The sequence below is a fragment of the Bacillus sp. FSL P4-0334 genome (assembly GCF_038004825.1).
GTDB lineage: Bacteria > Bacillota > Bacilli > Bacillales > Bacillaceae > Bacillus > Bacillus velezensis.
This window is the reverse complement of record NZ_JBBORX010000001.1, coordinates 523,554-537,087: the sequence shown is the minus strand read 5'-3', so window position 1 is coordinate 537,087 and position 13,534 is coordinate 523,554. Positions and strand designations below refer to the sequence as shown.

Below are 13,534 nucleotides of genomic sequence, written 5' to 3'. Positions count from 1 at the left end.
ATATCTTATCACGTGGCATATATCTGATTGAGGAAAAAGGCTTCCGTTTAGCCGGCAGCCTATTTACGAATGGTGTTACTTGTAGTTTTTCTTTACAACCCAGATGTTCCCGTCTTTCCAGTACTCTGTTTTGCTGCAGTAATCGTCTTTTTTGCAAGGGTCTTTTTTATGAGGACGATAAGGTTTTTTCTGCGTGCGTTTTTTCTTGCGGCGGCATGATTTCTTGTGGCTGCGAGATTTTTTGTGAGACCGGCATGATTTTTTACGGCTGCGAGATTTTTTGTGAGAGCGGGATTTTTTATGGCTGCGAGATTTTTTGTGAGAACGGGATTTTTTATGGCTGCGAGATTTTTTGTGAGAACGGGATTTTTTATGACTGCGAGATTTTTTGTGAGAACGGGATTTTTTATGGCTGCGAGATTTTTTGTGAGAGCGGCACGATTTTTTATGGCTGCGAGATTTTTTGTGAGAGCGGCACGATTTTTTATGGCTGCGAGATTTTTTGTGAGAACGGGATTTTTTATGCTTGCGAGATTTTCTCTTCTTACTGCTTTTTGGTTCTTGGTACAAATAATCTTCCAATCCCTCGGTGCTTGCGGACTTTACTGCTTCTTCGATATCAGAATGGGAATAGTGGCCCATTTTGAAACCTCCTCATGATATATGTTTTAAGGATGCGATCCTTACTACCACATAGTACGCATGAATGAAAAAAGTGTATGTGTGATTCGCTGAGTTTTATATAAAAAGCACAGCCTAAATTAATACAGGGAGGTTTACCGATGAAAGACCAATCAACATTGCCTCTATACCAGCTGTTTATTCACCCGAAAGACTTAATGGAGCTGAAAAAAGACATTTGGGATGATGATCCGGTGCCCGCGGTGCTGAGAGTGAATCAAAAACGGCTTGACATTGATCTGGCGTACCGCGGCTCTCATATAAGAGATTTTAAGAAAAAATCGTATCATATCGCTTTTTATTCGCCGAAAACATTTCGCAGGGCGAAAGAGATACATTTAAACGCTGAATACAAAGATCCGTCGATGATGCGGAATAAGCTGTCTCTCGATTTCTTCGCGGAGCTTGGGACGCTGTCACCAAAGGCGAATTTCGTAACCCTGCAAATCAATGGCAGACATGAGGGGGTGTATCTTGAGCTGGAGTCAGTGGATGAATATTTTCTGGCGAAACGGAATTTGGCGGACGGCGCTGTTTTTTACGCGGTTGATGACGACGCCAATTTCTCCCTCGTCAGTGATCTGGAGCGGGATACGAAAACATCGCTCGAACTTGGTTATGAAAAGAAAACGGGAACGAAAGAAGACGATTTATACTTGCAGGATATGATCTATAAAATTAATACCGTGCCGAAGTCAGAGTTCAAGGGGGAGATCGTCAAACACTTGGACGCCGATAAGTATTTGCGGTGGCTTGCGGGCATCGTGTTTACCTCAAACTACGATGGATTTGTTCATAATTACGCTTTGTACCGGAATCATGAAACGGGACTTTTTGAAGTCATTCCGTGGGATTACGATGCGACGTGGGGAAGAGACATTCATGGTGATCGGATGGAGGCCGATTATGTCAGAATACAAGGGTTTAATACCTTGACTGCAAGGCTTCTGGATGAACCGTATTTCCGCAAAGCGTACAAACGGCTTTTGGAAGAGACGCTTCAGACCCGGTTTACTATTGAACATATGAAGCCGAAGGTCATGTCACTGTATGAGCAGATCAGGCCGCATGTCGCGAAGGATCCATATAAGAAAGAAGAGATTGATTGCTTTGACCGGGAGCCTGAAGTGATTTGCGAATACATTAAGGAGCGGTCAGCCTTCATCAGCAGTGAGTTAGAGCGGTGGAATATCTGATTTGGAAATGAAGAAAGATTTTTTACAAATAGGCTGGTGAATCAGTTCCCGAAAATAATCGTGATACGTATATATGCATTATGCTTTTTACATTATGAGAAAAATGACTAGGAGGACAATAGATGAAACGCAATACGAAGCGGCAGCGGTCTGATGACAACTTTTTGCATGCAATGGAAGGAAAAGTGATTACTGTCTACCGGGGAGGCCCGGAGTCCAAGACAGGGAGATTAGCAGACATTCAATCGGATTATATCGCTCTTCAGGTTGATAATAAAATCGTTTATTATCAATGGAAACACGTGAAAAGTGTGACGGAAAATACGAGTGAAACCGTATCGCCGGCCGAAGCGGCAGAATGTGAAAAAGCTGATGATTTTCAAGACCTGATCAGCCGGATGACCAATCGCACGGTGCAATTGAATCAGGGAGGTCCGGAATCGAAAAGAGGAAAGCTTCACGAAACAGGGGATGATTTTCTCGTGCTGGAAACAGAAGATGACGGAATTGTATATTTTAACGCCGACCATGTCAAAAGCATCAGCGCGGAACAAGAAGAGGACGGCCAAGAGGAGGAGCGCCCGGAATTTGAAATGGCTGATGATTTTCACGGCATATTTAAACGCCTGATCCACAAATGGGTATCCATCAACCGCGGAGGTCCTGAAGCCGTTGAAGGTATACTTGTGGATAATTCCGACGGCCACTACACTCTTGTGAAGGATAAAGAAGTGCTGCGGATCTATCCTTTTCATATCAAGAGCATCAGCGAAGGGGCAAAAGGAGCAGCTAAAAAAGAGGAGAATAAAGACGACGAGAATAAAGGTGAGAAAGAGAGCGCCGAAGAAGAAAAGCCGCATGAAGAAGAATCACGCGAAGAGCAGCGTACTTCCTCTAAAAAGTCGAAAAGATCATCAAGATCCGTTCGATCCTCAAAACGGGAGGAAGAGAACTCTTATAGCTACGCCACTGTATTAAGGACAATAGATTATCGGTGGAAACACGGCCGTAAATGATTGGAAAGATTGTCCGTAAACGCGGGAGAGGGGGGAATGAAATGGCTGGATTAAGCAGATTTCTGGATAAACAAGTCGATATTGAGATATCGGGGAATACGACATTTTCAGGAACTCTTTTGGATATCGGTCAGGATATCATTGTGATTCATGACGGCCGGACGTTTCTTTATATTCCGCTGCTGCATCTTCAGAGGATGACATTGACGCTCCCGGACGAAGAGAATAAAGAACCGTACGCAAGAAAAAAAAGTCCGCATCCCGAAAAACAGGAACATTCCTTTTCTTACCGGAATACCCTCCAGCATATAAAAGGCAGATTCACAGAAATATTTGTTACGGGAGACCGTTCCATTCATGGGTATGTGACAAGTGTTTTAAATGATTATTTTGTTTTCTTCTCTCCGGTTTATAAGACTCTTTTCATCTCGATGCATCATTTGAAATGGCTGACACCCTATTCCGATGAGCAGACGCCGTATACATTAAACAGTTCAGAGCTGCCGGTTGTTCCCGCTAATGTGCCCCTTGTCCGGAATTTTGAGGAACAATTAAAAAGATATATCGGGAAGCTGATTATTCTGGATTTAGGAGATATACCGAATAAAGTGGGGCTGTTGCAGGATGTCTCAGATAATATTCTTGAATTGACCAATGCAGACGGCGATACTGTTTTTTGGAAATTGAATCATTTAAAAACCATGCACCTGCCATAAATGATAAAACTGCCTCTCTTATACAGCAGGCAGTTTTTTTTCATGGGAGCTAAAGGTAAATCCAACTGATCCAAACATATAAAACGGTAATGGTAAACACGACAGTGAGAGGGACAACGATAATGGTCGTTTTGATATATTCTGACCAAGAAACTTTTTCGCCGTGCTGTCTGATGATATGCATCCAGATCAGCGTGGCTAATGTCCCGATCGGCAGAAGCAATGATCCGATATCACTGCCGATAATATTAGCCAGATAAATGATTTTTACGGTTAATGGGTCGATGGACATTTCAGTTAAGGTCAAAGTGCTGATCATTAAGGCGGGATGGTTATTGAACAAATTAGAGAGGACGGATGTAGCAATGCCCATAATAGATGCAGCGTGGGCAATGCTTTGTGAGACATAAGGCTCAATAGACTGAACAAGCAGCGCCGTCAGTCCGATATTATGCAGTCCGTAGATGATAATGTACATCGTGAAGGCAAAAATAAAGATATGCCAAGGCGCTTTCCTTAATAAATCTGCCGGTCCGATTTTTAAATAAAACCATCTCCAGCCAAGCAGGATGACTGAACTGATGACAGCCACGAGCGAAACGGATATGCCGTTGTAAGAAGCTGCAAACAGACTGATCCGGACGAACAATACAAATGCCAAAACACAAAACATGATGTTCGTACGGCTGTTTTGGGTCGGGTCTGGCGGAGGCTGAAGCGGATGATATCGTTTATGTTCCAGCGAGTCAAAATGAACCGGAATATCGGGGAGCTGTTTCGGCAAACGGCGGTAAAAAACGGCAAACAGCAGAAAGGCCATAAACACCAGTCCCAGCGTGCCGGGGATAAACATCATATTGGTGTACAAATAAAGGTCCATGCCTATCATTTTGAGAGAAATTAAATTGACGATATTACTGACGCCGATCGGGGTGCTTGCCGCCGTCGCAATTAATACGCCGCTTATTAAATACGGTGTTTTCTGATGTCTTTTAAGTCCGAGATATTGTAAGACCAATAGTAAAATAGGAGTGGTGATTAAGACGCTGCCGTCATTATTCAGAAAGAGCGTCATTGAAAAACAGAGCAGGTTGGTCAGCCAAAAAAGCCGGATGCCCGATCCCTTGGCGCGGTGAAGCAGTTTGGCCGCCGCCCAGTTAAAAAAACCGAAGCTTTCCAGCGCGATCGCCATAATCATTGTGGAGATAATGGTTATTGAGGCTCCGGTGACTTTTGACCCTATATCCCCCAAATCATGAAAGGAAACGGTTCCGCATAACAAAACGAGAATGGCGCCCAGCGACGCCGGAACGGCTTCATTTAATCCCCCGGGTCTCCAAAATATAAAAATAATGGTCACAAAGAAAGAAATCAGGGTCAAAATGACGGTAATATGTGTAATGTGTTCTGCCTCCTTTTAGATGGGTCATTGCCGCCCCGTTATTTTTATCCCTCCTGATCAGTTGTACTGTATGTATACGGGTACAGGTCGTAAGGTGTACTGAGCGTTTCTACCAATTTAGTAAAAATCCATAAAAGCACAAAAAAAAGAGGCTGCTTTCGGCGGCCCTCTTTTTTATGCATTTTCCTTATCCGCCTGCAATAAAGCCTGGCGTTTATTCATAATATCCAGAAAATGTTTCAGGATCGGATTTTGATTATCCTTGCGGTAGGCAATGACCCATTCGGCCGTGAGCTGCACCTGATTAATGCCGCGGTAGGCGACTTCGAGATTAAACAGCTTTTTAGCAGAAGAAGGCACGAAGGTCACACCGATGCCGGCACTAACCAATCCGATCACCATTTGATACTCCGTCGCTTCCTGAACGATTTTCGGTTTGAAGCCCGCCTGCTCGCAGTAGTTTACAAACTCTAGGTATAAAGTCGGCCATGTTTCTTTCGACAGTGTGATAATCGGTTCATTTTTTAAATCCTGAATGTCGATTGTCTGTTTAGCGGTAAGCGGGTGCTGCTTCGGCAAAGCCAGAATGCACGGACTGCTCTGCACCTTTTCCATATGTAACGCGGAATGCTGTAAAGGCGGATGAAGGATGCCGATATCAATGTTCCCCTTCAGAAGTTCTTCCTGCTGTCTGAAAGAAGAAATTTCACGCAGATCAAGCTTGACGGAGGGGAATTTTTCGCGGAATTCCCGAATGATCGGCGGCAGAAATTCATATGTGGCCGAGCCGACAAAACCGACGACAAGGCGGCCGAGCTCTCCCCGCGCCGTTCTCTGCGCCATTTCAATCGCTTTGTCTATTTCTTCGATCGCGTTTCTGCTGTGTTTTAAAAAACTTTCTCCGGCAGCTGAAAGCTCTACAACCCGTTTCGTGCGCTTTAATAAGGTCACGCCGACTTCCTTCTCAAGCTGTTTGATCTGCTGGCTGAGAGGCGGCTGTGTCATATTTAACCGAAGCGCAGCTTTGCCGAAATGAAGTTCTTCGGCAACGGCAATAAAGTATTGAAGATGGCGAAGCTCCATCCTTATCCATTCCTTTCTCTTTGTTAATTATTCGTGAAACATATTAATCATACGGCGAATTGATATTGGAGGTCAATTTCCAAAGAGTGTATAGTGAATAATATCACAAATTACTTAAAATTTTATATTTAATATGCATAATAAGGAGTGAGGGTGTTGGCAAAAGCAACAAATGAACTAAAAACCTCTGGAAAAAATCGGGGGGCGGAGCTTGTTGTTGATTGCTTAGTGGAGCAAGGTGTCACACATGTTTTTGGCATTCCGGGTGCAAAAATTGATGCAGTATTTGATGCGTTAAAAGATAAAGGACCTGAACTGGTTTTATGCCGTCACGAACAGAACGCTGCATTTATGGCTGCGGCTGTCGGAAGACTGACTGGAAAACCAGGCGTTTGTCTCGTTACTTCAGGCCCGGGGGCATCCAACTTGGCGACCGGCTTGTTAACGGCTAATACAGAAGGTGATCCGGTAGTGGCGCTGGCGGGTAACGTAATTCGCGCAGACCGGTTAAAACGGACACACCAATCATTGGACAATGCGGCGCTATTTCAGCCGATTACAAAATACAGTGTAGAAGTACAGGAAACAGGGAATATACCAGAAGCGGTAACAAACGCCTTCAGGGCAGCGTCAGCAGGTCAGGCAGGCGCGGCTTTCGTGAGCTTTCCGCAGGATGTTGTGAATGAAATCACAAATGTGAAAAACGTACGCAGCGTGCCGGCGCCGAAACAAGGCCCTGCACCGGAAGAAGCGGTCAGCGCGGCTATCGCGAAAATCCAGACGGCGAAACTTCCCGTTCTGTTAGTCGGCATGAAAGGCGGAAGACCGGAGGCGGTAAAACAAATCCGCAAACTGCTTGCCAAAACAAAACTGCCTTTCGTAGAAACGTACCAAGGGGCCGGCACATTGTCCAGAGAGCTGGAAGACCAATATTTCGGCCGGATCGGACTGTTCCGCAACCAGCCGGGCGATCTTCTGCTTGAACAGGCGGATGTCGTATTAACGATCGGTTATGATCCGATTGAATACGATCCGAAGTTCTGGAACGTAAACGGTGACCGTGCTATTATCCATCTTGACGAAATCCAGGCCGATATCGATCATGCCTATCAGCCGGAATTAGAATTATTAGGCGATATCGCCGCTACGATTAAACAAATTGAACACGACGCTGTGACATTTGATATGGGCAGCCGTGAACAAGAAGTGCTGAGCGAATTAAAACAGATGCTCACAGACAGCGAGAAGGCGCCAAGCGACCATAAATCCGACAGAGTGCATCCTCTGCAAATCGTCCAAGAACTGCGCAATGCAATTGATGACGACGTAACCGTCACTTGCGATATCGGTTCTCACGCGATCTGGATGTCCCGCTACTTCCGCGCTTATGAGCCGCTGAAACTGTTGATCAGCAACGGCATGCAGACATTGGGCGTAGCGCTTCCTTGGGCGATTGCCGCCACATTGGTGAATCCGGGTGAAAAAGTCGTATCCGTTTCAGGAGACGGAGGATTCCTGTTCTCTGCAATGGAATTGGAAACGGCAGTCCGCTTAAAAGCGCCGATCGTTCACCTTGTATGGAATGACAGCACATATGATATGGTCGCATTCCAGCAAATGAAAAAATATAACCGTACATCATGCGTAGATTTCGGAAACATTGACATCGTAAAATATGCAGAAAGCTTCGGCGCCACCGGCTTGCGCGTTGAGTCACCGGAACAGCTGGCAGACGTGCTGCAAAAAGGCTTGAACACAGAAGGCCCTGTCATCATTGACATTCCTGTCGATTACAGTGACAATGTCCATTTATCAAGCGACATGCTTCCGAAGCAATTCAAAGAAAAAATGAAAGCAAAAGCTCTCTAGCACTCTGCGCACCATGACCTGTTTTCTAAAACAGCCCAATTTAAAAGGAGTGAAGGGAATATGAAAAACGCAAGTGACATCCATATGATGAGCCGCGGAGAAAAAGGCTCACCTGAGGATCAGATCTATCAAGTCTCAACAATGACATCTCTGCTGGACGGAGTATATGACGGAGATTTTGATATGGCTGACATTCCGAAGTTCGGTGATTTCGGAATCGGCACGTTCAATAAACTGGACGGCGAATTAATCGGATTTGACGGAGAATTTTACCGTCTTCGCGGCGACGGAACGGCTACGCCTGTTAAAGGCGGAGACCTGTCACCATTCTGCTCATTCACATTTTTCACGCCGGATATGACGCATACGATCGACGGCGAAATGACCCGTGAAGAATTCGAGCAGGAAATCGCCAGCCTTCTGCCTAGTAAAAACTTATTTTATGCGATCCGTTTAGACGGCGTATTTAAAAAGGTGCAGACAAGAACGGTAGAACGCCAGGAGAAACCGTACGTTCCGATGATCGAAGCGGTGAAAACACAGCCTGTGTTCAACTTTGACGACATTCAGGGTACAATCGCCGGCTTCTGGACGCCGGGTTACGCAAACGGCATTGCTGTTTCCGGATATCACCTGCACTTCATTGATGAAGGACGCAATTCCGGCGGACACGTGTTTGACTATGTCATTAAAGATTGTAAAGTGACCATTTCTCAAAAAATGAATATGAACCTCAAGCTTCCGAATACGGCGGACTTTTTCAACGCAAATTTAGATAATCCGAATTTTGCGAAGGATATCGAAACAACCGAAGGAAGCCCGGAATAAAATAAAAAGAAAGCCCCATTTTTTCTCGGGGGCTTTCTTTTTATTTGGCTGAACCGGCAAAGATTAGGTAAAATACAGTCAAAAGGGAAAGGTGTGGTAGCTGTGAAAGTATTGGTATTAGCGGTTCATCCTGACATGGACAACTCAGCGGTCAATAAGGCGTGGACAGAAGAATTAAAAAATCATGATGAAAGTACGGTCCGTGAGCTTTATAAAGAATATCCGGACGGGAAAATAGATGCGGAAAAGGAACGGCAGCTGTGTGAACAGTATGACCGGATCGTATTTCAATTCCCGCTGTACTGGTATAGTGCGCCTCCGCTTTTAAAAACATGGATGGATCATGTGCTGGCGTATGGCTGGGCTTACGGCTCCAAAGGAAAGGCGCTGCACGGCAAAGAATTGCTGCTGGCTGTTTCCGTAGGTGCCGGAGAGGATGCATATCAGGCAGGCGGGTCCAACCATTTTTCACTGAGCGAGCTCTTAAGGCCGTTTCAGGCAATGGCTAATTTTACGGGTATGACCTATTTGCCGGCTTTCGCGATGTACGGGGTAAGCAGCGCCGATGCTGCGGCTATCCGTGACAATGCAAAACGCCTGGCGGATTACATAAAGAAGCCATTTTAGAGTCGTATGCATTCATCTTCATCCGACAATATTTCCTGAGAAATATTTCGAACCTTAGACGTTTCTGACTGCTCAAGAAAGAAAAAACGGATTTCGCGCTGAATTTGCGAAATCCGTTTTGATATTATGTCAGTTTTTGCAGATCTTTTGTGCTGATATATCCCGTTGCGCCCCCGTAATCGACAAGCGCCCAGCCGAAGTCAATGCCGCCGCCGGCTGTCTTTTTCCATCCGAGGAAAGAAACGCTCGTGTTTTTAGCAAGGGAAGCTTTGACCGCTTGTTTGTCTGTATATACTTTTGTTTTTTCCGTCGTTTTTACGGTTGTTGCTTCTTTAACAATATAATGAGTAGATACAAATCCTGTTTTTCCGTTTTTATAATGTACTTTAGCCCAGTCAGCGTTCTGGAATGAAACGATCTTTAAGCTGTCGCCTAAATGAAGGGTATCAGCTCTCGGACTGGCTGCTGATGCTTTTGTTCTGACGTTCAATGCTTCCGCGGAAACGAGATAAGAGTCAAGCGGGTAGCTGTACAGATCGTCAATTTTGACCGCTTCTTGCGCGTGTGTCTCGGGAAGAGGCGTTATTCCGGCAGCTGAAGCCGCTGTTATTCCCGCTGCAAGGGTCAGAATGGATGCCGCTTTGGCTGTTTTCTTCATCTGTATCTCTCCTTTTACTTCATCCTTTCACGTTTTACCGGAAGTCTAAACATCGGCCGGTTATTTTTGTGTTTGAAGTTTCAATGGAGCGGAAATGGTTTTTTTGACTTTTTCTCCTTTGAGCACCTGCTCCGCCGCTTCGGCCGCCAGTTTTCCGATCAGCTCCGGCTGCTGGGCGACCGTGGCTGTCAGCTTTCCGTTTTTAATGGAAGAAATCGCATCTTTATTTCCGTCGAAACCGACGACCCAAATGTGTTTGCCCGAGCTGTTAATCGCTTCGAGCGCGCCGAGTGCCATTTCATCATTATGGGCGAACACGGCTTTAATATCCGGATGTCCCTGCAGCAGGTTTTCCATGACGGTCAATCCTTTTGTACGGTCAAAATCCGCCGCTTGCTTTGTTACGACATCCAGCTTTTTGTCGGCAATATGATGAAAGCCCGTTCCGCGTTCCCGTGTTGCGGATGCGCCCGGCACCCCTTGCAATTCCGCTACTTTGGCGCCTTTTCCGAGCTGATCGGCGAGGTAGTCAGCCGCCATTTCTCCTCCTTTGACATTGTCAGAGGCGACAAGCGTTTCGACTTTGCCGTGTTCGGCTGAACGATCAAGCGCAATGACGGGAATGCCGAGGGAATTTGCCGATTCGACGGCTGTTGAAATCGCTGATGAATCGGTCGGGTTGATCAGCAGCGCATCGACTCCCTGCTGGATCAAATCTTCTACGTCATTTGACTGTTTAGATGAATCATTTTGAGCATCGACAATAATGACCTTCATGCCCCGTTTTTTGGCTTCCTTTACAACGCCTTCTTTTAATGAAACGAAGAACGGATTGTTCAATGTGGAGACGGAGAGCCCGATAGTGAATTCTTTTTTATGTTTTGTGTTTGACGGTTTTGCCCATTGTGGCGGTTCAAGTGAACAGGCGGACAGCAAAAACAGTGATAATGCCGCGATCGTGATGATGGCTTTCTTCATAATGGTCCTCCTACTATGCCGATTTTTTGCGGTCCAGCAGCACCGCGATTAAAATGACGATTCCTTTGACGACGAGCTGATAAAAAGATGATACGCCGAGAAGGTTCAAGCCGTTGTTCAGCGTACCGATAATCAAAACCCCGATCAGCGTACCGATGATGCGCCCTCGACCGCCGGACAGGCTCGTTCCGCCGAGAACGACCGCTGCGATGGCGTCCAGCTCGTATGATTCCCCGGCCGTCGGCTGTGCGGAATTTAAGCGTGATGTCAGAATCGCTCCCGCCAGCGCCGATAATAAACCTGTCAGAGAATAGATCATGATCTTGATGCGGGGCACTTTGATTCCCGATATCAGCGCCGCTTTCTCATTGCCGCCGATGGCGTATGTCCGGCGGCCGAACGGTGTTTTATGCAGAAGAACCCACAGGGCCGCAAATGCAATCAGCATCGTAATGGCAGGTACGGGAATGCCGAGAAAATAACCGCGCCCGAATAATTGAAATGCGTAACTTGAACCGAGCCCCGTAATCGGATTTCCGTCCGTATAGACGAGGGTCAGTCCGCGAAAGACGGTCATTGTCGCCAAAGTGGCGATGAACGGCGCCATTTTTCCTTTTGTGATTAATAATCCGTTTATCATGCCGAGTACGGCGCCGATTACGCAGCCGATGATGACGGCTAAGATCGGGTCGATGCCTGAGACCATCATACCTGCGACCAATGCGCTCGATAAGGCGAGGATGGCTCCGACAGAGAGATCAATGCCTCCCGTTAAAATGACAAACGTCATTCCGAATGCAATCAGAGCGTTAATCGCAACCTGCCGAAGAAGGTTGAGAATATTGAGGGGTTCAAGAAAACTCGGGTTTAAAACGGAAACGATCAGCACAAGAATCAGTAAGCCGAGAAACGGACCGAGTTTTTGCGTAAAGGTGTGAATGGAAAATCGCTTTTGTTCAGTTGATGTCATTGGTTCAGTTTTCATACTGCTGCCCTCCCGTGGCAAGTGTCATGATGTGTTCTTGTGTTGCGCCGGCCGCATTGATTTCTCCGCTGATGCGCCCTTCGTGGACGACGATGATTCTGTCACTCATGCCGAGAATTTCCGGCAGCTCGGAAGACACCATGATGATGGCGACTCCGCGATCGGTCAGTTCATTCATTAATGAATAGATTTCCCTTTTCGCGCCTACGTCGACGCCTCTTGTCGGTTCATCAAGGATGAGAACTTTCGGGCTGATTCCGATCCATTTGGCGATGACGACTTTTTGCTGATTTCCTCCTGATAAATGCCGGGCGGCGGTTTCCGGAGATGCGGTCTTAATGGTCAGACGCTTGATGAGCAGCTCAACGAACTCCGCCTCGCGTTTTCGGTCAATGATGCCTTTCGGAGAGAAGCTGGTCAGGTTCGGCAATGAGATATTTTCACGAATGGACGTATCCAGCAGCAGCCCTTCATCTTTGCGGTTCTCCGTAATCAGGCCGAGTCCCTTGCGGATGGCATCGTACGGACCCCGAATGCCGGTTTTTCGGCCGGAAATCCAGATCTCTCCGGAATCGAGCCTGTCAATTCCGAACAGCGCCCTCATGATTTCTGTCCGTCCGGCACCCATTAAGCCGGAAACGCCGAGGATTTCTCCGGCGCTCACATGGAAACTGATCTGTGAAAAGCTTCCTTTTTTTGAGGCGTTTTTCACTTCGAGCACCTTATCGCCGAGTGACGGCGTGCGAGTCGGATACCGATCGGTCAGCTCCCGCCCGACCATTTTTTTGACCACTTCATCAAAATTAGTGTCTTTCATATGCGCCGTATCGACAGTGAGGCCGTCCCGCATAATGGTGATCCGGTCGCAAATCGAAAATATCTCTTCCATTCGGTGCGAAATATAGACGATGGATACGCCGTCCCGCTTTAACGCCGTCATCACGTCAAATAGTTTGCTGATTTCCCGTTCGGTCAGCGCCGCGGTCGGTTCGTCCATAATAATGACTTCGGCGTTTGTCATCAGCGCTTTGGCAATCTCAATCATCTGCTGCTGTCCGACGGAACATTGTCCGGCTTCCCGGTCAAGAGGAAGAGAGACTCCCAGTTTTTCAAGCTGTAATTTTGCTAGCGCTTTCATTTTCTTCGTTTCCAAAACGCCGAACGCCGTCGTCAGCTCTTTGCCGATAAAAAGGTTTTCAAGCACCGTCATGTCCGGCCATATATTCAGTTCCTGATGGATAAAGGCAATTCCGTGCTTTTCGGCTTCCTTTGGATTGGAGAAGCTCATATTTGTTCCGTTTATCGTAATGTTTCCCTTGTCGAGCCGGTAGAGCCCGGTGAGCAGATTCATTAACGTCGATTTGCCCGCTCCGTTTTCTCCCATTAAAGCGTGGATTTCTCCCGGCAGAAGCTCAAATGAGACGCCGGAGAGCACTTGGTTTTTGCCGAATGCTTTATGAATGTCTGTCATGCCGATGTGCATGCTGGATCCCTT

General features: G+C 46.6%; 13 protein-coding genes. 6 read left to right on the top strand and 7 right to left on the bottom strand.

Going from position 1 to position 13,534, the window contains the following annotated elements:
- Positions 1–75: 75 nt before the first annotated feature.
- Entirely contained in the window at positions 76–642 is a 567-nt protein-coding gene (cotG, locus tag NSQ37_RS02700; protein WP_113629819.1) for a spore coat protein CotG, read from the bottom strand.
- 140 nt (positions 643–782) lie between these two features.
- Here cotG and NSQ37_RS02695 point away from each other — a divergent pair, with 140 nt between their 5' ends.
- The 3 genes from NSQ37_RS02695 (at position 783) to NSQ37_RS02685 (ending at position 3,609) form a co-directional block, all read left to right on the top strand.
- Complete coding sequence (locus NSQ37_RS02695) at positions 783–1,877, top strand: CotH kinase family protein (protein WP_015240725.1); 1,095 nt, start codon at positions 783–785, stop codon at positions 1,875–1,877.
- A gap of 122 nt (positions 1,878–1,999) precedes the next feature.
- Positions 2,000–2,893: a hypothetical protein gene (locus NSQ37_RS02690; protein ID WP_007614229.1), complete on the top strand. Its 894-nt coding sequence runs from the start codon at positions 2,000–2,002 to the stop codon at positions 2,891–2,893.
- A gap of 41 nt (positions 2,894–2,934) precedes the next feature.
- The gene (locus tag NSQ37_RS02685) at positions 2,935–3,609 is read left to right on the top strand and encodes a hypothetical protein (RefSeq protein ID WP_007407530.1); all 675 of its coding nucleotides are present in this window, start codon (positions 2,935–2,937) and stop codon (positions 3,607–3,609) included.
- Positions 3,610–3,658: 49 nt separating this feature from the next.
- Here the strand turns inward: NSQ37_RS02685 and NSQ37_RS02680 are convergent, their stop codons facing one another.
- Positions 3,659–4,990: an arsenic transporter gene (locus NSQ37_RS02680; protein WP_012118610.1), complete on the bottom strand. Its 1,332-nt coding sequence runs from the start codon at positions 4,988–4,990 to the stop codon at positions 3,659–3,661.
- Between the two features lie 195 nt (positions 4,991–5,185).
- On the bottom strand, positions 5,186–6,094 hold the full coding sequence (gene alsR / locus NSQ37_RS02675; RefSeq protein ID WP_007407528.1) for an acetoin biosynthesis transcriptional regulator AlsR: 909 nt from the start codon (positions 6,092–6,094) through the stop codon (positions 5,186–5,188).
- A 156-nt stretch (positions 6,095–6,250) separates the two neighbouring features.
- On the opposite strand from alsR, the gene alsS reads away from it, so the two are divergent.
- From alsS to NSQ37_RS02660, 3 genes are all read left to right on the top strand, one after another.
- Positions 6,251–7,963, top strand: coding sequence for an acetolactate synthase AlsS (gene alsS / locus NSQ37_RS02670; RefSeq protein WP_340230456.1), 1,713 nt, complete (start codon positions 6,251–6,253; stop codon positions 7,961–7,963).
- Positions 7,964–8,023: 60 nt separating this feature from the next.
- Positions 8,024–8,791: an acetolactate decarboxylase gene (gene budA, locus NSQ37_RS02665; RefSeq protein WP_003151318.1), complete on the top strand. Its 768-nt coding sequence runs from the start codon at positions 8,024–8,026 to the stop codon at positions 8,789–8,791.
- A 102-nt stretch (positions 8,792–8,893) separates the two neighbouring features.
- The gene (locus NSQ37_RS02660) at positions 8,894–9,418 is read left to right on the top strand and encodes an NAD(P)H-dependent oxidoreductase (RefSeq protein WP_341123176.1); all 525 of its coding nucleotides are present in this window, start codon (positions 8,894–8,896) and stop codon (positions 9,416–9,418) included.
- A 124-nt stretch (positions 9,419–9,542) separates the two neighbouring features.
- Here NSQ37_RS02660 and NSQ37_RS02655 read toward each other — a convergent pair whose 3' ends face one another.
- From NSQ37_RS02655 to NSQ37_RS02640, 4 genes are read right to left on the bottom strand one after another with little or no spacing between them, the layout of a single operon-like run.
- On the bottom strand, positions 9,543–10,076 hold the full coding sequence (locus tag NSQ37_RS02655; RefSeq protein ID WP_132105710.1) for an SH3 domain-containing protein: 534 nt from the start codon (positions 10,074–10,076) through the stop codon (positions 9,543–9,545).
- A 60-nt stretch (positions 10,077–10,136) separates the two neighbouring features.
- Positions 10,137–11,054: a ribose ABC transporter substrate-binding protein RbsB gene (gene rbsB / locus NSQ37_RS02650; RefSeq protein WP_169509935.1), complete on the bottom strand. Its 918-nt coding sequence runs from the start codon at positions 11,052–11,054 to the stop codon at positions 10,137–10,139.
- Between the two features lie 13 nt (positions 11,055–11,067).
- Positions 11,068–12,039: a ribose ABC transporter permease RbsC gene (gene rbsC / locus NSQ37_RS02645; protein WP_015240722.1), complete on the bottom strand. Its 972-nt coding sequence runs from the start codon at positions 12,037–12,039 to the stop codon at positions 11,068–11,070.
- Positions 12,029–13,522 (bottom strand): sugar ABC transporter ATP-binding protein, encoded by a 1,494-nt coding sequence (locus NSQ37_RS02640; RefSeq protein ID WP_341123174.1) that lies wholly within the window; start codon positions 13,520–13,522, stop codon positions 12,029–12,031. Before NSQ37_RS02640 ends, rbsC begins: the two co-directional genes overlap by 11 nt.
- Between the last annotated feature and the right edge of the window lie 12 nt (positions 13,523–13,534).

Coding starts and splice junctions, on each gene's coding strand:
- rbsC (WP_015240722.1), bottom strand. CDS start 12,039: ATGAAAACTGAACCAATGACATCAACTGAACAAAAGCGATTTTCCATT.
- NSQ37_RS02655 (WP_132105710.1), bottom strand. CDS start 10,076: ATGAAGAAAACAGCCAAAGCGGCATCCATTCTGACCCTTGCAGCGGGA.
- cotG (WP_113629819.1), bottom strand. CDS start 642: ATGGGCCACTATTCCCATTCTGATATCGAAGAAGCAGTAAAGTCCGCA.
- NSQ37_RS02690 (WP_007614229.1), top strand. CDS start 2,000: ATGAAACGCAATACGAAGCGGCAGCGGTCTGATGACAACTTTTTGCAT.
- budA (WP_003151318.1), top strand. CDS start 8,024: ATGAAAAACGCAAGTGACATCCATATGATGAGCCGCGGAGAAAAAGGC.
- NSQ37_RS02640 (WP_341123174.1), bottom strand. CDS start 13,522: ATGCACATCGGCATGACAGACATTCATAAAGCATTCGGCAAAAACCAA.
- alsR (WP_007407528.1), bottom strand. CDS start 6,094: ATGGAGCTTCGCCATCTTCAATACTTTATTGCCGTTGCCGAAGAACTT.
- NSQ37_RS02695 (WP_015240725.1), top strand. CDS start 783: ATGAAAGACCAATCAACATTGCCTCTATACCAGCTGTTTATTCACCCG.
- NSQ37_RS02685 (WP_007407530.1), top strand. CDS start 2,935: ATGGCTGGATTAAGCAGATTTCTGGATAAACAAGTCGATATTGAGATA.
- rbsB (WP_169509935.1), bottom strand. CDS start 11,054: ATGAAGAAAGCCATCATCACGATCGCGGCATTATCACTGTTTTTGCTG.